Genomic DNA, 25288 nt, shown 5'->3' on the forward strand with positions numbered 1-25288 from the left:
CGTTCCGGGACGCTCACCACAGGCACAGCCTCATGGTGAGGAGGCGCGTAGCGCCGTCTCGAACCATCCGCCGCCGCCCATCATGCGTCGCCCTCATCCTTCGAGACGCCCGGCTTCACCGGGCTGCTCAGGATCAGGATCGCTTCAATCGATCCAGCGCAGCACAGCATTCGCCGGGTCAAACCGGCAGGCGATCGAACGACCAGACCGCCAGCCGGCGGCCGGGGATCTGTGCGGAATCGTCGATCCAGTGATCCGGCTCCGGAAACCCGAACGGCGACAGCCGTAGATTGAGAACGCGATAGTCGCCGCACCTGATATCGGCGTTGAACAACGTCGAGGCGTCGGTCGTCGCGATCAGCCACCGCCGTGGCTTCGAAGCAATGTTTCGCAGCACCGCGGCGATCTCGGCAAAGCCGAGATGAAACAGCACTTCCCGACACAGCACGGTGTCGGCCTCAGGCAAATCACCGGTCATCGCGTCGCGGCAGAGAAACCGGCGCCGCTCCGAACCGTAGGCCTCGATGTTTCGCCTGACCACGCTCTCGACCACATCGACGCCGACGTAATCGATGCCGAGATCGATCGTGCTCATCCAGGTCAGATCGCCACAGCCGACGTCGAGCAGCGCCTCCGCGCCGATCTTCTGCAGCAGCGCCGGCAGCCCTTCCCGGATGCTCCGGGTGGCAGCCAGCGTCGAGCCGGTGCCTGACAGCGGCACGTCGCCGGTGCCGCCGGTCCACAGGCCGACCTCGTAGATCTCGCCGAAGCGGGCCGCCAGCGATCCGCTCCGATAATGGCCGACCGAGAATCCCTTCGCGCTGCGGATTCCGTCGACGATCCCGTGCAACGCCAGCCTGGTGAGGGCGTGGCGGACGATTTCCTTGGCGGTTCGCTCGATTAGGTGCGTGGCTTTGACCTGCATCTTCGTTCTCTTCGCGATGACGAAATCAGATGATAGGCCGGCTTCGCTGCAGCCGGACGACTGCGACGGCGAAGACGGAGGTAGATCAGTCCGGCTCCGAGCAGGTGGAACGCCACCTCGCCGATGACGAATGCGTAGATGCCGCACGGCCCGATCATCAGATAGCTGACGATGGCGCCGATCAGCGTGCTGATCGCAATGATCCTGGCGCTCGAGGCGTAGTCGCCGATCGCCGCCAGTCCCTGAATCATGATGAGAAGCGCCGAGATCGTCATGATCGAGGGCGCGTAGGCGGCGATCAGAAACGCCGCCTGGGTGAAGCCGTATTGCGGGACCATCAGGGCCAGCAGAGACATCGCGAATGTTCCCAGCGCCAGGATGAATGCGGTGGCGATGGACGTCGTTTGAGCCCGGAGGATGGTCGCGAAACCATGATTTTCGGCGCGCGTCATCGTTTCGACGAGTGCGGGGAAATCCACCCGGATGACGAACCCGACGAGCATCGTCATGGCGATGACGATCTGCTTGGCGTAAATCAGCAGCGCCGTGCTTTCGGCCCCGAGAAAGCTGGTGCTCAGCAGCAATTGGACGCGCAGGATGAGCTGTCCGGGAACGAGTTGCGACAGCAGCGCCAGGCCGTCCCGCGCCGCGCGCAGGATGCCGTCGCGGCTGGGGCGGCTCCACACCGGGCGCCGGCCGAGCCGCACGAGCACGCCCCATTGCGACACCACGGTCAACGCGTAGCCGATCGAGAATGCGCATCCGAGCATGGCGCCGGCGGTTCCCGGCGGCACGCTTGGAGCGAATGCGAGGCTGATCGCGGAGGCGGCGAATGTGATCGCGCCTGTCACACCACTCAATCCGCTGAGCTTCAGTCCGTCGAGCAATCCGACCGCGTTCACGGCCCAAATCAGCAAACCCGGCAGACTCGCGATCAGATAGGCCCGGGAGAACGGATCGGATGACGGCAACATCGCCACCACCAGCGCGGCGACAGCCACGACGATCGCGGCTCCGAGCCTCACCGCGACCGTATTCCAGAACGACGGCCAGATATCGGCGCCCGCGCGCTCGCCGGACGCCCCCGCAACCTGGCGCGCGAGCGTGGTGGTCGAGCCGACATCGATCACGAAGATGCCGAGCATCAGGAACGAGAAGTGGGTCCCGAACGCGGACAGCAAATCGAAGTCGCCGCGCGCGAACAGCCACGTCTGCACCGCGAAGATCGCGCCCTGGCCGATGCCGTAGCCGCCGATCAGCAGTCCGACATTGACGATGCGCCGACCCTTCGCCGGCGCGACGCCCAACGGCCAGGCACTGGCACTCACCGACGCACTCCTGCGAGGCCGTGGCCGCTTCGAAAGATACGGTGGCGCGGCGATGTCCCGGCCTGGCGTTCGATGGCGACCAACAACCTCACCCTCCGTCCAGCGACGCCGGCGTATGCGCGACGCCCGCAAGGCCCGCGATCGTTCGTTTGACGACATCACCGCGACAGGTGAATGATACGACGAAGACAGTTCCATGATAAGGATGGTGCGAGGCGCGATTTTCACAAAACCCGCTCTGCACAGCGCTTCGCGGCACGTGCCCAACGACTATCAAATAAGCTTGCGCTGAATTATGATAGTGAGTATATCACTAACATAGTGAGCGCGATGTTGATAAATGATAACGTCGCGCGGAAATCGCGAGGGGTGTTCGATGAAGCGTGCTCTTGTTTGCGGTGCCGGCGGTTTTATCGGCAACCACCTGGTCACCCAGCTCAAGCGGGAAGGCTTCTGGGTCCGCGGGGCGGACCTGAAATACCCCGAATACAACAAGACGGATGCCGACGACTTCGCGATCGTCGACCTTCGCGATGCTGCGAGCTGCCGCGCCATCATCGACGGACGGTTCGACGAGATCTATCAGCTCGCCGCGGACATGGGCGGCGCCGGATACATCTTCACCGGCGAGAACGACGCGCACGTCATGCACAATTCGGCGATGATCAACCTCAACATTCTTGAGGCCGCAAGCAAGCGCAACTGCAAGCGGATCTTCTATTCGTCCTCGGCCTGCATCTATCCGGACCACAATCAGCGCGATCCTCTTGCGCCGATCACGGCGGAATCCAGCGCCTATCCGGCCAACCCCGACAGCGAATACGGCTGGGAGAAGCTGTTCAGCGAGCGGCTGTATCTGGCCTTTCACCGCAACCTCGGAATGGAGGTCCGGATCGCGCGCTACCACAACATCTTCGGCCCGCTCGGCACCTGGAAAGGTGGCCGCGAGAAGGCGCCGGCCGCGATCTGCCGCAAGGTGGCGGAAGCCCGCGACGGCGACGAGATCGACATCTGGGGCGACGGCGAACAGACTCGCTCGTTCCTGTACATCGACGAGTGCATCAACGGCACTCTGCGATTGACGCGCTCGAACTGTCTCGGCCCGTTGAACATCGGCTCCGAAGAGATGGTGAGCATCAATCAGCTCGCCGAGATGGCGATGACTATCGCGGGCAAGAGCCTGCGCAAGCGCCATATCCCGGGACCGACCGGCGTGCGCGGGCGGAATTCCGACAACCAGATGATCCGGCGGGTGCTCGACTGGGAGCCTTCGGCGCCGCTGATGGCCGGGCTGGAGAAGACCTACGCGTGGATCGACAGCCAGGTCAACGCGACCGGCGAAGTCAGCAGCATCGCGGCCTGACGGCCACAAGGCCTATCGAAACGTCGATGGACGGGGCATGAGTATGCGTATCTATGTCTGTGACTATTCCGGCCATCCGTTTCAGGTCCAGCTCAGCCGGGAACTCGCGCGGCGCGGGGATCACGTCGTCCACGCGTACTTCTCGGATTTCCAGACGCCGAAGGGCAGCCTGCAGGTCGGCCCCGACGATGCCCGGACGCTGGAGATCACGCCGCTGACGCTGGGCAAACCGTTCTCGAAATACGGACTGATGAAGCGCCGTTCCCAGGAAATCCGCGTCGGCCATCTGATCGCAAAGCGCATCAGCGAATTCAAGCCCGACGTCGTGATCGGCTGCAACCTGCCGATCGATGCGCTCGACGCGGTCGTGACGCTGTGCGACCGCAAACAATATCCGTTCATCTTCTGGCAGCAGGACATCTACAGCAAGGCGATCGGCGACCTGCTGGGTGAGCGCCTCGGCATCGCCGGCCGGCTGATCGGGCGCTACTACCAATTGCTGGAGCGCAGGGCTGCCGCGCGCAGCTCCGCGATCGTCGTGATTGCCGACGATTTCCGGCAGACGTTGGAGGCCGAATTCGGCGTCCGCGGCGACCGCGTCCACACGATCGAGAACTGGGCTCCGCTCGGCGAGATATCGCCGCGCCCCAAGACCAACGAATGGGCGCGTCGGCACCGCCTCGACGACTGCGACGTGGTGCTCTACACCGGCACGATCGGGCTGAAGCACGACCCCGAGCTGATTCTCGAGGTGGCGAAATCGCTCGGCCGGCGGCCGCGAACGCGAATGGTCGTGACCTCGGAGGGCCGCCATGCCGACTGGCTCGCGCAGCAGGCGGCAAAGATCCCCGGCGAGCCGCTGCTGGTGTTGCCGTTCCAGGACTACGCGTCCTACGCCGACGTGCTCGGCAGTGCCGATGTGCTGATCGCGATCCTCGAAAGCGACGCCGGGACGTTCTCGGTTCCGTCCAAGGTTCTCAGCTATCTGTGCTCCGGGCGGCCGATCGTGCTGAGTGCGCCGCCGGCGAATCTCGCCTCGCGCACGATCCAGCGCGCCAATGCCGGCCATGCCGTTCCGGTCGGAGACGTCAACGGCTTCGTCGGTGCGATCAACGGCCTGCTGAACGACCCGGACCGCCGCGCCACGCTCGGCGCCAACGGCCGCGCCTATGCCGAGCGGACGTTCGATATCGGCAGGATCGCCGACCGGTTCGACGCGATCATCGGCTCGGTCCGGGCCGGCGCCGCGACCACAGAGACGCGCGGCCGGATCGACCTTCCGGTCCTCAGTCCTCGCTGACCGGGTCCGGACGATCGCACAGCAACATCCCCACCGAGCGGACAGCCTCATGAGCTTGCTATCGGATCTGCCGCAGCGCCTGAGACGGGTGACGTCCGGAGGCGCCTATGTCCCTCAGATCGACGGGCTTCGGTTCCTGTCGGTGATGCCGATCCTGTTCTTCCACTCCGGTCTGCGCGCCGGCCGGATGTCGCCGGATCCCGCAGCCGGCGAGGCGCTGATCACCGCCTGGTTCCCGTTCGCCGGATTCGCCGTGACGCTGTTCTTCTTCATCAGCGGCTACATCATCGCCTATCCGTTTCTCGCCGGGCGACCACCGAAGCTGTCGCATTTCTACAAGCGGCGCCTGCTGCGGCTGGAGCCGCCTTATTTCGTGGTGATGATCGGCTGCTTCGTCATCCTCAGCCTGTACACGCCAGCCAGCGCGCCGAACTTCACCTTCACCGAGGCTCCGTTGTGGCAGAGCCTCGCCGCCAGCCTGACCTATTCGCACGGCCTCATCTTCGGCCAGAGCCCGCGGCTCAATCCGCCGGCCTGGACGCTGGAGCGCGAGGTGCAGTTCTATATGATGGCTCCGTTCCTCATCATGGCCTATCTGTCGATCAAGAATCGCACGCTGCGGCTGTGGTTCGGCGGCTGCGCGCTGTTGGCGCTGATCGTCCTCGGTGAGACGCTGCGGCACCAGCTTCCGTTCGAACACCCGGCTCGGCACACCCTGTTCGGCGAGAGCTACGGCTTCATCCTCGGCGTGCTGGTGTGCGACTATTCGGTCGCGGTCAGGCCGTTCGAACAGATCCCGCGACGGCGCTACGACGTCATGCTCGTGGTCGGATACATCGGCATGATGCTCACCGGCACCGTCGAGCTCAGGAACATCCAACTCGGCTATTCCGAACCCACGCTCGCGATCGCGCTCGGCAGCCTGAACGCTTTCGCCCGGGCGAGCTGCATCTTCCTGGTGTTTCTCGGCGCCGCACGCGGCACCACCAGTCGCGTGCTGCTGGCATCGCCGTGGGTCGCGTTGATCGGCGGTGCCTGCTACTCGATCTATCTGCTGCATCTTCCGCTGATGCATGCGATGGCCAGCGTGCTGGAGCGCTACCTTCATCCCGACTCCCTGCTGGTCGCGACCGCGCTGTGCTGGGCAGTGCTGGTCCCGGCCTGCATCGGCATCGGCTTGATCTTCTATGCCCTGATCGAGCGGCCCTGCATGCGAGCCAACTGGCCGTCCGAACTCGCCAGCGCCGCTCGACGCCTGTGGGCCAGTGCACTGCGCCTTGGGCGCAAACCGGCGGCGGCCCCAGAGGCCGCTGTCTCCCAGCCGTCGCCACAACCCGCTACGATTGCCGTCACTGAACGATTTCGTGAGCATGTCGGCTAGATTCGCGATCCGCTTGCTCGGAACTTCAGCCGGTCATCGGATCGAGCCCTGTCGGGCGTCCGACCGGACTGGTTCTGAAGCGGAGACGGGCTCATGAACAGGTACGTGAAATATCTCGCTGCCGCTGCCCAGCCCGTGTTCTGGCCGGCTCTGCTGCGCCGGGTGATGCCGGCGCTCGAGCACGGCAGACTGTTCGACGATATTGCGGTCGGCACGCTGATCGACGTGGGCGCCAATCGCGGGCAGTTCTCGCTACTGGTGCGGCAGCGGTTTCCAAAGGCCGAGATCCACGCCTTCGAACCGCTGGAGCCCGAACGGCGGTTGCTGCAATCAGTCGTCGCTGCGCCGTTGACCTGTCATCCGGTGGCGCTCGGCGCCGCGCAGGGCGAGGCGACCTTTCACGTCACCTCCAAGCGCGACAGCTCATCGTTGTTCCGCCCGGGGGCGAGCCAGCAGGCCGCAAGCGGCGTGACGCTGACCGGTTCGATCAAGGTTCAGGTCGCGCGGCTGACCGACGTTCTCGACGTCGCGGCGCTGCCCCGACCGATCCTGATGAAGCTGGATGTGCAGGGCGGCGAGCTCGATGTCATCGCGGGCGCGGTCAGCGTGCTTCCGATGATCGATGCGATCTATACGGAAGTCTCCTTCGTCATGCTTTACGAGCAGCAGCCGCTCGCCAGCGAGATCACGACGTTCCTGGACAAGCACGGCTTCGCGCTGCGCGGCGTCTACAATCACTTCTTCGCGGCCGGCATCGGGCCGACCCAGGCCGACTTCCTCTATGTCCGCTCGGAATGGCCGCCGCGCGCATCGGCGACAGCCGGCGGCGGCGACCGAGCTTTTCCGGCTCTGCTGGAACCAGCAACGTAACTCTGTTTCCACATCTGAATCATCGCGTCCCGCGAGGCCATGAATTCTGCTCGAAGATCGGGCTCCCGGGAGACACGGGGGCGAGACACGGGCACGTCTCGAGGAGTCAGTTTATCCGGCAAGGGACATATCGCTTCAATCAAACAATGAACGCTCTAGCGCACGCCCGCCGCACGGGCGCCCGCTATCGCTGCTCCTCGTCCTTTTTGGAGTCCTTGTTCCGGTCGGAGCCCGGGGTTCCAGAGCCGGTCGGCGGCTCCGAGGCGGCCCCGTTCGGCGCAGACGTCTCGCTGCCTGACGATGGCGCCGGGCCGGCGCGGCCGTCGCCGCCGCCATAGCCGACCACTTCGACGATGAAGATCGAGGCCTGTCCGCTGTTGCCGCTGGCGGTGGGCTGTTCGGTTCGCGAGGCCGCCCCCGCTGCGTTGCCGGATGTCGCGAGCGAACCGCTGAGGCTCGGCAGCGAGAAGCTCGGCACGCCGGTCACCGGGCCTGCGGCGGAGATATTTCCGCTGTTCACGACGACCGGCGCGACGACATAGACCTCGCCCGACGAACGGACGCCGGCGGTACCGAAGTCGATCCTGCCGCGGGGCGCCAGCAGATACAGGCTCGCGCTTCTCGCGACCTTCGAGGATTTGAGGACGCCGATGCCGGCACCGCTGACGAAGCCGCTGAGGTCGACCGACTGATAGTCGTTGGCGTCGAACTCCACATGAAGCGGCGGTTGCGACAGCGTGGTCTTCGCACCGCGGCCGGCGTCGAGATCGCCGTTGGAGCTCCACATCAGGATGTCGCCGCCCTGGGTGGTGAAGACGCGGCTCGAATTCACCAGCACGCTGCCGTCGGTGAAGGTGTTGATGTCGCCTCCCCCGAGCGTGAGGATGCCGATATCGCTGAGCTTCAGCTTCGGATTCGGCTCGGGGGCGAGCGACCCGACGATGATGTCGCCCTGCGGGCCGAAGATCGAAATGTCGCCGCCGAGCTTGGTCTGGATGGTGGCGTGCAGCAGGTCGAGGTTGTTCTTGACCGAGCGATCGCCGTAGCCGTAGCTGGTCGGGAACATGGTCTCGACGATGCGGTAGCCGCGCGCGATCTGATCCGCATCGCCGCTCTTGGCGACAGCCTTCAATTCCGCGACATAGACCTCGCCGAGGAAGATCTGCTGCAGGGCCCGCGGCAGCGCCTTGAAGGTCGCCAGCGGGTCGCTCCCTGCCGCCGTGCCGATGCGGCCGAGGAACGCCAACATTTCGTCGTAGTAATTGTGCTCGACCAGCGACGCGGCGGCCGGATCGACATAGGTGTCGAACACGCCCTGATAGTTGATGCCGTTCTTGACGCCGAACTTGATGACGAGGTCGGCGCCTTCGGAGCCGAGCAGCGCGTTGCGTCGCTGCTTCGAACTGGGGCCGAGCAGCGCGGAATTGTAGATCCCGGTGCGTCCGCCGTATTGGTTCGGCCGTCGGTAGTAATTACCGACCGGGCTCGCGCTGGCATTGGCGACCGAAATGATGCCTTGCTGCGAGACCACCTTGCCTGACACATCGTAGGCCACCGGCAGGAACGGCCCGAGATCGCCGCCGGCCTCGACCACGAAGAAGCCTGGACCCGCGATCTGCAGTCCGCCGCCGATATTGAGGCCGGTGTAGGAAATATCATCTCCTGCGACGACGCTGCTGACATCGCTCGCGCGGATATTCTGCGCCAGCAGGTTCAGATCGGTGATGTCACCACCGGCATACACCTGCACCGGCCGGTTGATCTCGACGCGATTGATCGCGCCCGAACCCGGATCGGTATAGGCCGCGGCGACGATGTCCCCGGTCGCGGCGTAGATTCGGGCGATCGCCGCGTCGTCGGCATGCGCCAGCACGGCGCCGCTATAGGCCCCGCCATAGCTGCTGTCGCCGGCATGGGTGCCCACCCAGGCGGCCGGCCGGAACGGATCGAACGCCTTGTCCAGCAGCGCCGGGCCGGCGGAGATGTTCGGCGCCTGCGCCCCGGTGGCGACGCCGAAGGTCAGATCGATGCTGCCCTGCGCCAACAGCTGGAACTCGCCGTGCTCGGAGCCGCTCAGGACCATACCTGCAACAGGCCCGAACTGGGCGCTCGATAGATTCAATCCGGTCGTGATGATGTCGCCACCGGTTGCGATCGCCTCGAAGCTGGCAGGATACACCGCCGATCCACCGGTGCCCGCGACCGCCGTCGGAGAAACCCCGATGACCAGATCGCCGGCCGTCGCCATCAGGCCGACACTGCTGTCAGGACCATACGTATCCATGTAGATCGGCGTGAGGTTGTTATTGCTCGAATTGTCGTTGGCAAGACTTCCCTGCTGTCGATGCTGAGCCGCCGGATTGATCACGCCGGCCATTGCGATCGAACCGACCGCCGAGAGCTGAATCCGGCCGAGATCGACCGCCAGAAGCGGCGTGTTGTCCACCGTGAGTCTGCCGATGGTCAGCTTGTTGACAGTGGCCCCGATCGACCGTCCCGCCGTGATGACGGCATGCCCCGACCCTTCATAGAATGACCCGCCCAGGATATCGCGGCCGGCGCTGACCACCATGTTGCCGCTGTCGTAGACATGCGTCACCGGGGTCGAAGTCGCGGTGAGGCCGCCGCTGACCCGGCCTGTGGTCGGCAGCGAGATCGACACGTCAATGAGGTCCCGCCCGGCCCGCGCCGTCACGTTGCCGCCGGCACTGAGGAAACCCTGCTGGAAACTGCCGTACTGGATCCACCATGCGGTCTGGGAGGCGATGCTGGTTCCGTACGGCTGGAACACGCCCTGGCCGCGGACGTCGATTGACGAAGCCCCGGCTGTGGTCGCCGGCGTCAGTTCGGCGTCGGCCACCAGCCACGGCTTGTAGTATTGATAGGTGGTCTTCGAACCGGTGCCGCTATAGCCGACGATGTCCCATTGCGCGTCGACCACGACGTCGCCGCCCTTGTGCGGGAAGGCGGCCGCGGTCGGCGGGCCGTAGGCCACGGTCCCTGCCGACGTGGAGAAGCCGTTCAGCAGAACTTGCGGCTCGAAGAACAACTGATTGGGATCGCTGCTGGTGTTGCCGACCACCACAGCGCCGTTCACGGTCTTATACCCAGGATCGGACAGCCGCGGCGTATTCACGCCGGCGGCGTAGATCACGCCGGGCGCGGTGATATCGGCCAGCACGACGCTGTTGCCGGCAGCGACCGTGATGTCGCCGGTGCCGGTGCGCACCATGGTCGACAGATTGACCGTCGTTGTCGTCGTGCCCGCACCGGTATAGAGCGACTGCGTATACGAAACGTGCTTGTCGACGATCACGCTGCGGACCGCGTTGGATTGTGTGACGCCCGGCCTGTAGATCGACGAAGCCAGCGGCTGCACCGCGTCGGGATTGCTGCTGGCGAGATCGGCGCCGGCGACCAGCCGATAGCTCCAGGAGCCGGGATCGGTGACCGTGACGATCTCCGCGTTCGACGGCGTCGTGCCGACGCTGTTGGCGCTGCCGCAATTCTCTACGCAGACGCGGAGCTGATTCGGGAACAGGTCCGCGGCGGAGAGATCGACCGACGAGGGGCTGATGCCGTTCGCCTGCCCGCGATACGGCGCGACCGGAACCTGAGACGACGAATTCAGCCAGAACAGATAGGTCGGATCGATCAGTTCGTTCTTGGTCGGATCCGTCCCTCTCTTTTGCGCAGTCGCAAGATAGCTGGCAAGCGAATTGACATAGCTGCTGTCCTGATAATTCCGGAACTGGAAGAAGCCGTCCGAAATCGAGGCGTCGACCCTGACGTCGTTGATCGCCCGCAGCGTCAGTGCGCCCGCCTCGATCGACCTGGCACCGGTCCCGTAGTCCGCGACCAGCCGATAGTCGAAGGTGACGTAGCTCTGCTGCGCGACATTGGCATTGTCGTAGGTGTGAACGTATTTCGTGCCGTTGGTGCCGTTGGACTGCAGATTGTAGGCCGCGCCGGAAGCCAGATTCCAGTTCTGCTTGACGGTGATGTCGCCGGCATTCTTCGACGTGCTGGAGTTGACCAGTTCAACGCCCGGCCGGACATGCACGACGCCGGCGCCGAGATCCTGGGCCAGCGGCGACAGCCGGCTGATCAGATTGTCGAAGCCATAGTTCTGCCCGTTCAGGACCAGGTCGCCCTGGGTGAATTTGACCAGGGTTTCGGCGAAGAACGGGGCGTGATACGGCGTCGGGATGAACGTCCCGGTGGACGTCTGCGGGCTGGCCGAATTATAGGTGCCGAACACAAGCAAGCCAGTAATGTCCGGCCGAAATAAGTAAGTTCCGTCCGCCTGCTTGATGGTCTGTCCGGTGAAGTTCGAACCCGTCTGAATCGAAAAATTCGCTGCCCTGATTGGGCTATTGCCGGCGATCACGATCCGGTTCACGGTCGCTAGAGCACTCGCCGAAATGCCGGCCCGTTGAATTGAACTGAGCAAATTGGTCGAGCTGAACATGTAGCGACCTTGGCCGTCCGGGACCAACTGAACGCCGCTCAAGATCTGGACAATACCAACGCCACTGTACAAGACGACCGTCGCCGTCGCCGATTGGTATTGGCCTGCGTCTACCATCGCGATGGTTGCGCCCGTGACGTTGGTCCATCTCCCGTCCAGCACCGCATTACCACTCGAGTCATAGAGGCCAGCCGGATCGATGAGTCCATCCCAAACGCCGTTGCCGTCTCCCAGGCTCGAGCCGTCGATGCCGTATCTGCTGCCGACGGTGTCGAAGGCGATGAAGCCTTCGACGTTGACGGCGCGCGCGCCGTTGATGTGGATGTCGCTGCCGCTGATGGTCGGCAGTTCGTTGCCGGCGGCGTCGATGGCGACGATCTTGGCGTCGCTGTTGCCGTCGACCGGCGCCCGGAACAGCACGGTGCCGCCGCTCAGGCCGCCCTTGGTGCCGCCCGAGACGTCGATCCGCATCCCGGATTGCAGCCGGATCTTGCCCGCCGCCGCCCACGGAATGCCGATGGTGACGTCGCCGCCGCGCTCGTCGCTGTGCAGCGTCGAGGCGTTGATGAACGAGGTGCCGCCGAGAGTCACCTGGTTGGCGGCATAGAGGCCGACCTGGCCGCCGGCCTGGCCGGAGCCGTCGGCGGTGGCGCCGGCATAGCCGCTGGCGTCGATCGTGCCCTGAATGGTGATCTGGCCGAACTGCCGGGATGGGTCCGCGCTGTCCCACGTACTGTCGTCGGTCGTCAGCGTGACGGCGTTGGCCTTCAGCGTGGAGCCGGCCGACAGCGTCAGATTGCCGGTGCGGGTATGGATATCGATCGCGCCGGTGAGGCCGCCGGCCAGCAGCCGGGCAGCCAGACCATCCAGCATCACGTCATCGACATAGCCGGCCCCGAGCTGAAGCGACTTGGCGTCGACCTCGAAACGTCCGCCGAGGCCGGGGCCGCCCTGCCCTTTCAGCTCGCCGAGCAGCACCGCGCGGCCGGCCACCGCCGAGATCTGCACCTGGCCGCCATAGCCGACGCCGTCCACCGGCTGCGCCACGTCGATCACGCTGGTCGCGGCGGTGCGGACGCTGCCGGCGCCGCCGCTGTCGGCCTGCAGCAGCACCTTGCCGCCGGCCACATGCACATCGGTATCGACCAGCGTCTGCTTGTAGCCGCCGGCGGCGAGATAGGCGCCGTCGAGCAGCCTGACCGCTTCAGCCGTGCTGCCGTCCGGATTGACGGCGTCGATCCCGGTGGCTTCGAGCACAATGGTGCCGGCCTGGGCCTGGATGGTGGTGCCGACGGCAACGCGATGGCCGATGATCACGATGTTGCCGCCGAGCTCGCCGCTGTCGTCGGGGCGTGACGTCACGCCGCTGCGCGCGACCACGTCGGTGAAGGTGGCGACGCCGTTGGCGTTGAAGGTGAAGCCGTTGACGGCCCCGCCCGTGACCAGGACGGATGGCGTGTAAACCGACAGGTCGACCTGATCGGTGCCGGTGCCGAGCGTCAGCATCCCCGTGCCGGCGACCGTCATGCCGTCACTCGCAACGAAATTCACGTCCGAATAGCCGGCGATCCGTTGCGCGCCGTTGCCGAACACGACCTCGTCCGCCGCGAAGGTGAGGCTGGCGCCGTTCGCCACGGGCAATCCCGCGGGCGGCCCGGAATTGCCGACGTTCGACAGCGCGATCGATCCCGTCTCGAGCGAGATCAGGGCGTTGCCGCTGCCCGATGCCGCCAGGATGGCGCCGGTGTCCATCGTCAGGCTCACGACTCTCGGACCCGGAGCGAAGTCGCCGTAGACGGTGATGGCGCCGCCCAGCAGGGTCTTGAGGGCGAGCGTCTGGACGTCGAACTGGGCGCCGCTGGGCAGCGCCACGCTGACGGGCGCCAGCGCATCGGCGCCGAGGCCGATGGTGCGCGCCGCCAGAGTGAGACGCTCCGCATGCAGGTCACCCGGCGCAAACTCGATCGCCTTGCTCGACTTCGTCGCCTGGATCGTCACCGTGCCGGCCGAGATGCGGGCGCCCGCTTCGATGCTGACGCTGCCGGCATCGCCGGACGGCAGCACGACCTGGCCGACGCCGCCATCCAGCGCCTTCACCGCGCCCGAGACCGGCACGTTGGCGATCGCTCCGGCCCGAACGTCGGCGAACCGGATGGTCAGCTCCGGCATGGTGACGCCGGTCGGCCCCGAGACGCTGAGCTTGCCGTCGGTGGTCGCCGCGAACAGCGCGCCGAGCCCGGGCACATACGAGCCGGACAGGCCGGCCTGCGCCCTGGAATTGTGGAAGCTGTTCCAGTACCAGGTCGAGTTCAGCTTGGTGAGATCGGCGCCGGTGATGACGGTCCCGGTCGAGTCCAGCGTTCCTCCCAGCGCCGCGGCGATCTGCTCTGCGATCTGGTCGGCGCCGTCGGGTGTGGCGAAATAGTAGTTCCGCCCTGCGCCGCCTTCGAAGCTCCCGACGTTCTCGATGATGCTTCCGGACTTGACCGTGACGGTCCCTTCGCCGGGCAGCGGCCCGTAGACCGCGAGCGGCACGTTGACGAAGCCCGAGCCGACGGCGAGCGTGGTGCTGATCGTCTGCCACGCGCCCGCCCCGGCCACCAGCAGGATCTCCGGCGCCGCAAACGCCTCGCCCCGGGTGTCGACCAGAACATTGGTCGCGGTCGGCGTGATCAACGTCCCGGTGGCCGGATCGACGTCGCTGCGCATGCCGCCGATCAGGATGCTGCCGAAACCGAAATTATTGAGCTGGGAGACGTCGAGCGCGACATAGCCGGACGGAACGGAGGCGCCGTTGTTCTTGTCGAGATACTGATTGTGGCCGACCACGGCGAGCTTGTCGGCCGCGATATCGAGCTCGCCGCCGCGCCCGCCCGATGCCGGCCGGGTCAATGCCACGCCGGCGAGGAGAATCTGCTGCTGGGCCAGCACCGCCATGCGGCCGGCGTCGATCGGCAGCCGCGGCACCACCGTGCCGTCGCTTTTCGCTCGCTGGGTGAAATAGGCATTGGCGCCGTTGAAGGAATATTCGCTGTAGCGCTGCCAGACCGAATTGCCCTGCACCGCGAACAGCGCCTCGCCGGATGACTGCTTCAGCGACGAGGTCGACTGGGTGTACTGGCCGCTGACCAGCACCGTGCCATCCATCAAGGTGGTCCCCGACGCGACGTTGCGCCCGACATTGTCGCCGTAATAGGTGACGCGCATCGCGCCCGGCAGCGTCGCGTAGTGCGCCGGATAGAGCGTGTAGGTGCCGGCTGCAATTCCGCCGCCGCCGGCGATGGTGATCTGGGTCCCCGCCAGCGGGTAGACATCGCCGGACTGGAGATACACCACCTGCCCGCTCGGCAGCGTGAACTTGACTCCGTCCTGGCCTGGCGCGTCGAGACGGCTCGCCGCGGTGAAGTGGATATCGAACGCCGCGACCGAGTCGTTGCTGGTCGGCACCAGCGCGTAAACGACCGGTCCCGCGCCGGACCCGGTCTTGAGCCCGCCATTGATCGTCGTCAACGTATCGTGCGAGCCGCCGCTGCCCTGGATCCATTCGGTCGCCTGCAGATCGCCGCCGCCGCGGACGTCGATCACCGCGCCCTCGGCCACCGCGACGCTGGCGCCGCCGAGCGTCAGGCCCTTGGCCGGCGGAGCGGTCAGCGGGTTCAGGCTCGAATTGTAGTACCAGTTGGTGCCGTCCGAGGTGGCGCCATAGGGCACGATGGTGTCGGCAAGCGTCAGCGACGTCAGGCTGCCCGGCCGCAGCGTAACCCCCTGCGGGCTTCCATCGGCGTTGGTGCCGGTGCCGCCGGTGAGCACGATCCGGCCGAGCGGCGCGAACAGATTGCCGCCCTGATCGATATTCGCCGCGGTGACGGTGAGGCTGCCACCGGCAGACAGGGGAATCGTGGTGTCGCTGCCGGCCGGGGCCCTGAACGTCACGTCGCCGGCGCTGCTCTGGATCGTGAAATCGACCGCCGATACCGGATAGATGCGCTGACCGGACAGCAGGATATCGCCGTAGGCCGACAGCTTGCCGGAGAAGCTGGAAGGGCTCTTGACGAGATCGGTCGCGGAATCGACGAGGTTGGCCACTTTCGGCGTGCTGAGGCGAATATCCCCGGCGCTCAGCAGATTCACCTGACGGAAGCCGGCGAAGGCGGCGCCCTCGACATCGATCGTCTGCGCGGTGACCGTGAGCGTATTGGTGCCCTGGCTGGCGGCGCCGGCGCCGCCGGTCAGCAGCACATAGGGCGCAGAGAACGCGACATTGCTGCCGTTCGCAAAGCTCAGGATCAAGGACGCCGCGATCTCGAGGCGATTGGCGACCGACCAGTCCAGCGCCCCGGAGATGGTGAGCGGCTGCAGCCCGAGATCGCCGAGAGTGGGAGTGGCGGTGTTACCGCTGATATCGTTGAAGATCCGCGCCGCGCCGCCATTGGCGCCGCCGGAGTACAAATACACATTTTCGAAGGCCGCGAGCCGGTCGACCGCCGCCGACACCGTCAGCGCGGTCCCGACGCTCTGCGAGAGCTGGGCCCACGACAGGAGCCCGGTCGCAGTGGCGGGCGCCTCGGGCAGCCGCAACGCGTCGAAGCTCTGCGCCAGAGTGAGCGGTGCGCCGCCGAGAATGATGGTGCCGCCATTGGCCCGCGGATCTGCGGCGAAGACGCCGCCGGCGTCGCGATAGCGGCCGCCCAAAGCGGCAAACGAGCCGTTCCACAGGAACGCCCCGGAATTCACGCTGACCGAGCCGGCGTCGCCCCAGGCCCAATAGGGCGAGATGGTCCGGCCGCTGGCGACGGAGATGAAGCCGGCATAGCCGGAGACGTCGACCTGCAGCCCGTCGCCGGCGACCACATAGGACGATCCGCCGGTGGCGATACCGGGCACGGGATTGCTGTCTTTCACTGCCGTGAGCGGCCCGGACTCGATCGTCAGCGTGCCGCCCGAAATGATCGTTCCGCTCGTCATCGGACCGCCGGGCAGGCCGAACCGCGAGTCTGCGATGAAGGTGCCGGACAGGTCGATCCGCGCCTGCTGCTGGTGCCAGGCGTCGAGCCAGGTTCGCACCGCATTGATGGTCAGAGTGCCGCCATGATCGACGATGCTGCCGCGCAGCAGCACGTTCTGGGCGAGCGTATCGCGATCGTAGAGTGCTTGGCCGGATCTGAGCGCGCGGTTCGGGCTGCCGCTCAGGTTGAGCGCCGCCTGCGGATCGGTGACGATCGAGGCGCCTTCATCGAGCAGGATGTTGTCGGCGCGCAGCGTCAGGTCGACCGGCTTGCGCAGATCATCCGGCAAGTAAGCCAGCCGCGTATCCGGCGCCTGCGACGCCTCGCTGCCGAGCTTGGTGCCCGTCCCGAATTCCGCGTAGTTGACGGAATCTGCAAAATTGACCTGCCGCAAATTCAGGTTGGACGAGACGACGATGCTCGGCGTGGTACCGGCAACAGCACTGTCGTCGTCGTTCAGCCGGCCATCGGCAACGCTTTCGATTGTGTACGACCCGAATCCTCCATCGTTGAGCAGAGCGACAGGGATCGTTGTTTCTCCACCGACCTTGACCGTCGACGTTTCACCCGCCGCCAAAGCTCCGCCGATCCGCACCGTATCGGCCAGCCCCAGCCGCAGGCTGCCGTTGCTTTCGAATCCATAGGCACGCAGCGTTCCGTCGAGTTGCACGATCGCCTGCGTGCTGCCCGGTGACGGCGCATACGGATTCGGGTTGTTTTGATTCGTCGGCAGATCGTACGTCCCCTTGTAGAGGACAAGCGAGATGCTGCCGCCCTTGCCGGCGATGACGCCGTTCGCTGCCGTCTTCAGCTTGCCGCGGGGCGAGATGTAAGCCCCGCTCGACACGTCGAGCACACTGCCTTGCGCCAGCAGGATGCTGCCCGTGGTGTCGCGCCGGTTCAGGCTGTCCTTGGTGGTGCTGATCGAGATCGAGCCGCCGTCGATGAAGGCGGGGCCCGCGGCGTCGAGGCCGAGCTTGCCGGTGTCGTTGACGAAGCGCCCGCTGACGTCGAGCTGGCCTCCGACGAAGATATCCGCGCCAATTGTGACGCCGTTCGACGTCGGGGCGACGAGCGGAGCGGGGGCGGTCGTCACATAGCCCAGTACGCCGTCTGCCGTTCTCTGGGTTGGATCCGGGTTCGGAACGGCGAACACGCGTTCGTGGAACTCATGCCTCGCGGTACGAAGATCGATCGTTCCGCCCGGCGCCGTGATCGAGCCCGCAATGTCGATCGCGCCTCCGATCAAGGCTCCGAAATGCCCGCCCGCCGCAAGGTTGATCGCGCTGCCGGACGACAGCACGAGGTCATAGGCATTGATCGAAAGCGCGCTCAGCCCGTAGCTCGACAGGGTCTCGTCCGACAGCAGGGTCAGCGCGTTGTTGGTGTCGAAATGCGCCGATGGCGTCGACCCGATCTGGACGCTCGAGGGGGTGTTGAGGACCAGATAGCCCTGCGACGGCAATTCGTCGCCGCTGGCCTGCAGCGCCGTCGGCCGCGTCACCGCGCTGCCGCTGGTGTAGTCGGTGAGATCGGATGGCGCGCGGCCCAGATTGATCTGGCGCTGACCGGCGACCGATCCGAAATAGAACTCGTTGCCGAGATTGAGCTGCGGATTGATGGTGGTCACGGTGACGCCGCCGGCGTCGCGGCCCTCGGTGTAGCCGGGCTGATAGGACTGCGACCCGAGCGTCCAGCTTTCCGGAGCGCCCCAGCGCGCATGATCGACGGTGAACCGGCCGAAGATCCCGACATAGATCATGTCCGGATTGGCCTTGGCCATCGTGTAGATCCGGCCGTCGATGCCGATCAGGCGCGTGGTCGGGACCATGCCGGGCAGATATGTGATGTTGCCGCCGGCGACATTGACCACGGAGCCGCTGCCCAGCACGACCTGCCGGCCCGTCGCCGTCGTGCCGCCATTGGCGTCACCGAGTTCAGTCCCGATGTCGACGGTGCCGCCGGCGGTCATCAGTTGATAGATGCTGCGGCCCTTGGCGTTGACATAGCCGCTGGCGTCGGCGAGCGGGGTGCCGACCCAGGTGGTGCCGTCGCTGCGGGTGCCGGAGGCGCGGATGTCGATCCACAGCGTTTCGCCGTACAGAACGCCATCGCGCTGCAGCGGCATGTCGGCGAATTCGGCGCGCGGCTCGAACGAGACGAAATTGTACGACGCCGGCAAGACGACATCCTGAAGTCCGGCGACGTCGATGGTCGCGCCCGGCCCGTCCGGACCGTTTCCGGTCAGCACGACCTGTTGCGCACCGTTGAGGCTCGGCTTGACTTCAGCCTGCTGGGTGCCTGGGTTGCCGTTAAAGAGCTGACGGGTCTGCTTGACGCCTTGCCCTCCGAGTTTGACGGCTTTCAGCGACACCGAGGCGGACGGCGCGGAGACGAGTCCATTTGCGCCGATCGTGGTGTCGAGCTGCCCGACCATCTCGACGAAGGCCGGCATGAAGCTCTGGACCGTGCTGGAGGTGCTATCGGTCGCGGCGCCGCTCAGCGTCGGCAGCGTGTTGCCGTCGTCATAGGGCAGCACGCTGATGACGCCGTCCATCCTGACGCTGGTGGCGGCGTAGAGCAGCACCATGCTGTTGCGGTCGATACTGGTGTCGGCCGAGATCACCCCGCGGACCAGCGAACCTGCGGTGTCGCGGACCGGATTGCCGGCAGCGTCCAGCAGATTGCCGACCGACACCCGATCGCCGGCGAGCGTGGTGACGCCCTGCCGGGTCTCGATCAGACCGCCATGGGTGACTTCTCCGGTCACGATGTGATTGACGTCGTCCCGGAAATAGACGGTCGGGCTGGGATTTCCGTTGCTGTAGGTGATCCCGTAATTCTGCAGCTGCAGCCCGGTGCCGCGGAACGTCACGCCGCTCGGCAGCACGCGGCTTGGGAAATCCGCCGCGCTGTATGTTCCCGGCGTCAGCGTGATGGCGCGCGAGGCCGCCATCGCGACCTCGCCTTGCGGCGCCGTCAGGGTGCCGTAATTGGCGACGTTGGCGCCGAACAAATAGATGAAGCCCGGGGCCCCCTGCGGGACGATGTCGGTCGCGATCCTGGCGGTGATCGACGCCCCCGCTTCGACCGTTACGTTGCCGGGAATGAGCGTCGAATTGGCTCCCCCGTTCGGATCGAACAGCGAGAACGAGAACGGGTTGCCGATACCCGTATTGAGAAAATGAAAATCGCGATCACCCTGATCATCCCCCAGCTTGCCGACGTCGAGCGTCGACGCCACCAGCGACTGGACGTTGATCTGGGCGCCGGCGCCGAAAATGATGCCGTTGCGGTTGATCACATAGACCGCACCCGGCGCGTTGATCTGGCCGTTGATATAGGACGGATTGCTCCTGCCGTTGTTCGCGGCGGCGTTCTGCAGGAACAGGTTGGGCGAGGTCTCGGGATTGACCCGATTGAGCGCGATCCAGTCCGACGCCTGCTGGTTGAAGTTCAGCCTTGTGTCGTAGCTGATATTGAAGCTGTCCCAGTTGTAGATCGCCTGCTTGGCGGTCTGGGTGACATTGACGTTGGTCTTGCCGTCGCTGACGGTCTGGGTCAGTTGCGAACTGGCGCCGTTGAACGAGGCCGGCGCGTTGAGTTGCAGCGTCGTGCAGGATGCGCCGCAGGAATTGCCGGCGGTGACGCCGCCGGTCGGCATCAGGCCGCCGATGGCGACGCCGCTGGGAATGGCGCTGCCATTGGCGAGCGTCGGCTGGGCGGCGATGGCGGCGGCTTCCTGCTGCGCCTTGCGCATCGCGGCGAGTGCGGCGGCAGCGCGGTCGAGCGACAGCCGCGCTCGCGCCGCTGCACCGGCCGCCTGGGCGGCGGCGGCGGTCGCGGCCTCTTGCGCCGCCGCCGAGGGCGCGGCACTGGAGATCGAATTCATGCCTCTGGCATCGGCCTTCGCGCACGACACCATCAAGGCGAACAGGCTGGCACCGCACAGCAACAGAGTGCGATACGCCAAATGCGAAGTTCCCGGCAGAAGAGCCGACTGTGATTGATCGCGCTTCAAGGCATACTCCCGGCCGCATCACACAACATGCGTACGCGGCCAGCCGGCCTTTCGACCGAATGGCGCCCTGCGATCTGGGCGCCCAAAGCAAGTTTGCTGCCGCTGACCTTGCCCGGCGAGTTTACGACTTGTTAACTGACAATATCACGTCAGATTGATGACAACGATATCATATAACATTAATTACGTTAGTTCCCGGGGCTACGGCTTCGGCTGCCCGGGAGCCGGCTGGCCCGACATTCGGTTCATCCATTGCTGGACCATGCCCGTAAACGGGTTACCGGATCCGGAGATCGGCGCGCCACTGTTGTTTGCGGGCGGCGGAGTGGTCTGGGCAGATGCCGGCCGCGGCAGGACGGGCGGCGGGGCCGCCGGACCGGGAGGATTCGGCTTGAACGTGGCGACCGGCGCGCCGCTGCCGACCGGCAACGCCGGACCGGCCGGCGCCGTGTCCGGCGGCGGTAACGTCAGGACTGCATTCTCATCGCCTTTCTCGAGCACCACCTGCCGCGGAGCGACACTCCGAAGCACCCAGCCGTTGTGGTTTTCACCGGTCCTCAGCCGAACGACGCTCTTGTCGCCCCGATCGATGAACAGGCCGATTCCCGTCAGCGAATCTGCAGCGACCGTTCCCAGCAGCACGAGCTGCGGCTTGTCCTTCTCTGCTGGTTTTGGCGGCGGCGGGGGAGGCGGCGGCGCGGTTGCCTTGACTTCCGCCGCGGCCGGCGGCCGGCGTGTCGGGGCGAATAGCGGGCGGGCGACCGAGGCCGTCAGCTTGCGCAGCGGAATGCCCCAGAGCGGATTACCACTCGGTCGCTGTGCGGGCGTCGATGCTGCGGGCGCTGCGGCGCGGGCTGGGGGCGGCGGCGGCGTCAGTCCTGGCGGCGGCATCTCGGTCCGCGGATCGGCAACCGTCGGCGGCACCGCAGCCGTCGCCGCGCCGGCGAACACGAGAAACAGCGCCGTCGCGAACTGCGCGATTCCGAGCCGGGCCATCATTTGCCGCCCTGCCATTTGCCCGACACCGTGATCGTCCCCTTCAGTTTTCCGTTCTCCGAGACGCCCTGCGGAGCTTGCACCACCAGTTGCTCGACGAACAGAAATGGCATTCCCGACTCGAGGTCGTAGAGCAGTGGCTGCAACGAAGCCTGCTCGATCTCGAAACTGGCCGAGACCGTCAGAAACCCGGCCTTGGCCTGAGGCCCCTGCAGATCGACCTGAGACGACAGGATGTTACCGCGCATCCGGCGGACAGCGCCGGTGAGACGCTGCAGCAACGACGCGGCCGCAACCGATGCGCTCGGCCCCTCCAGGAACGAGGAGCCCCTCGGAACACTGACGTCGACAGCGACGGCCTGCGAGGGCGGCGGCGACCGGGATTCCAGTTTTTCGAGGATCGACGACGCTTCGATGACTGCGTTGCGCCGCTGCAGGATCTCGAGCATGTTGCCTGCCGTGGTGGCTGCGCACAGACCCAGCACAGCGACAAACAACACGAGCGCCATTTGCGGGTAGCGCGCCAGTCCGGTCAGGGTGCGTGTGATCGCGATCATTGGGCGGTCCCGAAATACGGCTTGATCCTGGCCTCGACATGGAACCGTTCGCCGGTTTCGTTGGCCGCCCGCGTCGTCGGCGCGAAGAACCCGGCTCTCGTGAAACTCGGCGAATGCTCGAGGAGCTGGATCAGCGACGGTGCGTCGCGGGTGATGCCGGCGACCTGGATGTTGTCGCCATCGATGCGCAGCTCGGTCGCATAGGTGTGGTCGGGCAGAGCGGCAGCCAAAGCCTCGACGACCATCACGGCCGCCGGCATGCTCTGCTTGCGCTGTTCGAGGAGTTCCACCGCCGAACCGCCGGATCGGCCGGAATCGCCGCGAATGAGGGCGCGCCGCTCGGCGATCCGACGATGGATCTGCTGTTCCTGCGAGCTGAACTGATCGATCAGAAGGCTGCCGGCCACCGACGACGCCATGGTCGCGACCGCCGAGATCGCGAAGACGCCGATCAGCACCGCTCGTATGCGACTGCCGCGGTCGGGGCCACCGGCTTTGGCGTCGTACACGGCGACGCGCTGTCCCTCCGGAGTCAGGGTCGTGATCTCGACGGCGGCGGCCCCCAGGTCCGAGAACGTCTGCGCGACGGCGGCGAAGGCTGCACGTGGAGCTGCCGCGATGGTGACGGCGATACGCTCCCCGGCGATCGCGCGCGGAGGCGTCCAGCGAAACGCGACGTCGTTCGCGCTCCACGGCGTCAGACGATCGATCTGCGACCGGATGATCCCGTCGAGGAATTCGGCGGCACGGCTCGGCAGTTCGAGCGGACGAAACAGGAATCGCGACGGACGCATCATCAGCTCTATCTCGCTGCCGCGCACCGCCTTGGCCCATTCGACCGATAGCGGCTCGCTCGGCATGGCGTCGGCGATCCGGATGCGACAGGTGTGAGGCGCATCGTGACTTTCGATTTTGCCCTTGGCTTGCGCGATCTGCATCGTGAAGCTGCCGTCGTCCTGCTCGACGGCTCGGATGCGCCGGACAGGCCTGACGACGCGCGACAGCGACGCCAGCCCGTCGACGACGGCATCGATCCAGACAAAGAACGCGGCCGAAGTCTTCTCGAGTATCGTCATCGCGCCACCGCCGGATGCGCCGGATGCCCTGTGCCCGGGTCGATATCGCGCCACGACATCACCCGATAGGCGTTCTGATCGCCGAACCCCGACACCAGCACGGCGGCTTCGGAGATCTTCTGCTGACGGCCCGCCGTCGTCACGCGCACTCGAACCCGGTAGGCGCTGCCGCTGTTCAGGGTCGCTCCCACCCGCCTCTCGCCGAGCATTCCCAACAGAAACTGCGGATCCACCGGCGTCGAATCGCGTCGGGTGAGAAACGCGTCGAGCAGCAGCGGCGTCACCCCGGGCAGAGCGGCGATCACTTCGGGCGGTGCGTCGAGAACGTTCACGTCTTCCATCTCGCTGTAGACGGTGACGAAAGGCAACGCTCGCTCCACGAGCGCCGGCGGAAGTCCAAGCACGAGCCAGAGTTCGTCGCTGCTGTTGAACGGGCTGCGCCGCGGCGGATAGCCGACGGCGCTATAGAGCGCGTCTTCCTCGTCGGGACCGGCCGATTTCCGCGGGCTGCGCCAGCCGACCACACGATCCGCGTATCGCTCGGCCAGGCTCGCCGGCGTTCCCAATGCCGCGAACAGGCCGGCGATCATCGCCTTCGGCGCCATGTTGAGGTTGATACGAGACGCTTCCGACAGAAATTCGACCTCGACTTCGGATCTGGCCAGACTGAAGCGGAAGCTGCCGTGAGTCGGACGCCGTGGTCCCGCGGGGGCCGAGAGCCGATAGGCCGCCATTTCCAATCCGGCCATCGCCAGCAACTCCGACTGCAGCGCGTCGTCGCTCAGGCTCAATGCCGTCGCCGACTGCGCGATGTACTGCGAGGCCGTGACGGCGAGAGCCGCAAGCGCCGCGAGCAGCCACAGCGCTGCGACGACGATGAACCCGTCATGCGCAGTGCGCGGAGCCTTGGTCGATCTTGCTGCGGTGGGCATGCTATCTTGCTCCCGCAGGGTTGCCGGATTGGCCTGAAGTCAGCTGACTGCGTTCGGGCGGTTCCGACAGCGGCGCCATCATCTCGGCGCGAAGCCGGGTTGCCGAAGCGAGCACCATTCCCTGATCGTTGCGATCGTCCCTGATGATGAAGCGCACACCGCTCGGCAGGCGTCCCTGATTTTGCCACTTCGCCTTCCATCCGCCGGTCTCGGCCTGATAGGCAAACGCCAGTCGGTACGGAGCGCGCAGCAGAACCACCGGATCGCCGAACGGAATCCGGTCGAGCGATAGGTTTCCAGTCGGCAGAAGAGTGAACGGCGCACGCATCCGCACCAGCATGATGCCGTTCGGATCGCTCCTCTCCGCGACGCGGACGAATTCCAGACCGGGGGCGGTGTTGGGGCCGAGCGCGGGGCGCACGAACACCACGGCCGCTTCGTCGCCCTCGAACAGCGGCGTGCGGTCGTTGCCATTGGCCGAGATGTATTCGGCGGCCGCAAGATCGGCCGACAGCCGGTCCAGCGCGATCGCGAGCTGTTCGTTGCGCTGGACGCGCAGCAGGCCGCGATTCCAGTCGGGCAGCCATTGCGCCGTCACGACCCCGAGCGCACCCAGGATCAGGCCCATCAGCGCGACCGCGACCAGCGCCTCGAACAGCGTGAAACCGGCCTCGCCCGGTTGCCCGCGATGGAACGGCCGGCCCATCAGTTCGCACCCCTGTTTCGCAGGCGCACCGTCTCGAGCGACAGCATCGCACCTGTGGGCGAACGCACCCGCACCTCGATGCGTTCGGGGATGAAACGCGACTCCGGGACAAAGACGCCGCCGACGAAGGGAGAGGTCGCGACTTGCCATCGATGGCCCGCAATCTCGCCGCCAAGGCCGTCGTCGATGTTCCGGCTCCGCGGAATGCCGTTGACGACCAGGCGCGCCGCATCGACCAGATTGACGCGCTGCTCGAGCTTGGACACGCCCCGCAGATTGGTGGCGACGACCGACCCGATCGCACCGAGAACAACCATCACCAGAGCGAGCGCCACGACCGCCTCGATCATGGTGAA

Annotated in this window: 13 protein-coding genes; 4 read left to right on the plus strand and 9 right to left on the minus strand. The window is 65.9% G+C overall.

Annotation, left to right across the window (positions count from 1 at the left end; genetic code table 11):
• Positions 1-178: 178 nt before the first annotated feature.
• On the minus strand, positions 179-925 hold the full coding sequence (locus ACTZWT_RS23650; protein WP_444772129.1) for a class I SAM-dependent methyltransferase: 747 nt from the start codon (positions 923-925) through the stop codon (positions 179-181).
• Positions 901-2520, minus strand: coding sequence for a hypothetical protein (locus ACTZWT_RS23655; protein WP_444772130.1), 1620 nt, complete (start codon positions 2518-2520; stop codon positions 901-903). Before ACTZWT_RS23655 ends, ACTZWT_RS23650 begins: the two co-directional genes overlap by 25 nt.
• Positions 2521-2629: 109 nt before the next feature.
• Here ACTZWT_RS23655 and ACTZWT_RS23660 point away from each other — a divergent pair, with 109 nt between their 5' ends.
• The 4 genes from ACTZWT_RS23660 to ACTZWT_RS23675 all read left to right on the plus strand — a co-directional run bounded on the left by ACTZWT_RS23660 (position 2630) and on the right by ACTZWT_RS23675 (position 7167).
• On the plus strand, positions 2630-3616 hold the full coding sequence (locus ACTZWT_RS23660) for an NAD-dependent epimerase/dehydratase family protein (RefSeq protein ID WP_444772131.1): 987 nt from the start codon (positions 2630-2632) through the stop codon (positions 3614-3616).
• Positions 3617-3653: 37 nt separating this feature from the next.
• Positions 3654-4916 (plus strand): glycosyltransferase family 4 protein, encoded by a 1263-nt coding sequence (locus ACTZWT_RS23665; protein WP_444772132.1) that lies wholly within the window; start codon positions 3654-3656, stop codon positions 4914-4916.
• A gap of 49 nt (positions 4917-4965) precedes the next feature.
• The gene (locus ACTZWT_RS23670; protein ID WP_444772133.1) at positions 4966-6297 is read left to right on the plus strand and encodes an acyltransferase family protein; all 1332 of its coding nucleotides are present in this window, start codon (positions 4966-4968) and stop codon (positions 6295-6297) included.
• 93 nt (positions 6298-6390) lie between these two features.
• Positions 6391-7167, plus strand: a complete 777-nt coding sequence (locus ACTZWT_RS23675; protein WP_444772134.1) for an FkbM family methyltransferase — start codon at positions 6391-6393, stop codon at positions 7165-7167.
• Positions 7168-7351: 184 nt separating this feature from the next.
• On the opposite strand, the gene ACTZWT_RS23680 is transcribed toward ACTZWT_RS23675, so the two are convergent.
• From ACTZWT_RS23680 to ACTZWT_RS23710, 7 genes are all read right to left on the minus strand, one after another.
• Positions 7352-20617, minus strand: coding sequence for a filamentous haemagglutinin family protein (locus ACTZWT_RS23680; protein WP_444772135.1), 13266 nt, complete (start codon positions 20615-20617; stop codon positions 7352-7354).
• Between the two features lie 249 nt (positions 20618-20866).
• Entirely contained in the window at positions 20867-21664 is a 798-nt protein-coding gene (locus tag ACTZWT_RS23685) for a hypothetical protein (RefSeq protein ID WP_444772136.1), read from the minus strand.
• On the minus strand, positions 21661-22218 hold the full coding sequence (gspM, locus tag ACTZWT_RS23690; RefSeq protein ID WP_444772137.1) for a type II secretion system protein GspM: 558 nt from the start codon (positions 22216-22218) through the stop codon (positions 21661-21663). Before gspM ends, ACTZWT_RS23685 begins: the two co-directional genes overlap by 4 nt.
• Positions 22215-23294 (minus strand): PilN domain-containing protein, encoded by a 1080-nt coding sequence (locus ACTZWT_RS23695; RefSeq protein ID WP_444772138.1) that lies wholly within the window; start codon positions 23292-23294, stop codon positions 22215-22217. Before ACTZWT_RS23695 ends, gspM begins: the two co-directional genes overlap by 4 nt.
• The gene (locus ACTZWT_RS23700) at positions 23291-24226 is read right to left on the minus strand and encodes a general secretion pathway protein GspK (protein WP_444772139.1); all 936 of its coding nucleotides are present in this window, start codon (positions 24224-24226) and stop codon (positions 23291-23293) included. Before ACTZWT_RS23700 ends, ACTZWT_RS23695 begins: the two co-directional genes overlap by 4 nt.
• A 1-nt stretch (position 24227) precedes the next feature.
• On the minus strand, positions 24228-24932 hold the full coding sequence (locus ACTZWT_RS23705; RefSeq protein WP_444772140.1) for a PulJ/GspJ family protein: 705 nt from the start codon (positions 24930-24932) through the stop codon (positions 24228-24230).
• Positions 24932-25282, minus strand: a complete 351-nt coding sequence (locus tag ACTZWT_RS23710) for a hypothetical protein (protein WP_444772141.1) — start codon at positions 25280-25282, stop codon at positions 24932-24934. Before ACTZWT_RS23710 ends, ACTZWT_RS23705 begins: the two co-directional genes overlap by 1 nt.
• Between the last annotated feature and the right edge of the window lie 6 nt (positions 25283-25288).

Origin of the sequence: Rhodopseudomonas sp. NSM (assembly GCF_052445935.1) — a bacterium.
GTDB lineage: Bacteria > Pseudomonadota > Alphaproteobacteria > Rhizobiales > Xanthobacteraceae > Rhodopseudomonas.

Coding starts and splice junctions, on each gene's coding strand:
- ACTZWT_RS23650 (WP_444772129.1), bottom strand. CDS start 925: ATGCAGGTCAAAGCCACGCACCTAATCGAGCGAACCGCCAAGGAAATC.
- ACTZWT_RS23660 (WP_444772131.1), top strand. CDS start 2,630: ATGAAGCGTGCTCTTGTTTGCGGTGCCGGCGGTTTTATCGGCAACCAC.
- ACTZWT_RS23665 (WP_444772132.1), top strand. CDS start 3,654: ATGAGTATGCGTATCTATGTCTGTGACTATTCCGGCCATCCGTTTCAG.
- ACTZWT_RS23670 (WP_444772133.1), top strand. CDS start 4,966: ATGAGCTTGCTATCGGATCTGCCGCAGCGCCTGAGACGGGTGACGTCC.
- ACTZWT_RS23675 (WP_444772134.1), top strand. CDS start 6,391: ATGAACAGGTACGTGAAATATCTCGCTGCCGCTGCCCAGCCCGTGTTC.
- ACTZWT_RS23685 (WP_444772136.1), bottom strand. CDS start 21,664: ATGATGGCCCGGCTCGGAATCGCGCAGTTCGCGACGGCGCTGTTTCTC.
- gspM (WP_444772137.1), bottom strand. CDS start 22,218: ATGATCGCGATCACACGCACCCTGACCGGACTGGCGCGCTACCCGCAA.
- ACTZWT_RS23695 (WP_444772138.1), bottom strand. CDS start 23,294: ATGACGATACTCGAGAAGACTTCGGCCGCGTTCTTTGTCTGGATCGAT.
- ACTZWT_RS23700 (WP_444772139.1), bottom strand. CDS start 24,226: ATGCCCACCGCAGCAAGATCGACCAAGGCTCCGCGCACTGCGCATGAC.
- ACTZWT_RS23705 (WP_444772140.1), bottom strand. CDS start 24,932: ATGGGCCGGCCGTTCCATCGCGGGCAACCGGGCGAGGCCGGTTTCACG.
- ACTZWT_RS23710 (WP_444772141.1), bottom strand. CDS start 25,282: ATGATCGAGGCGGTCGTGGCGCTCGCTCTGGTGATGGTTGTTCTCGGT.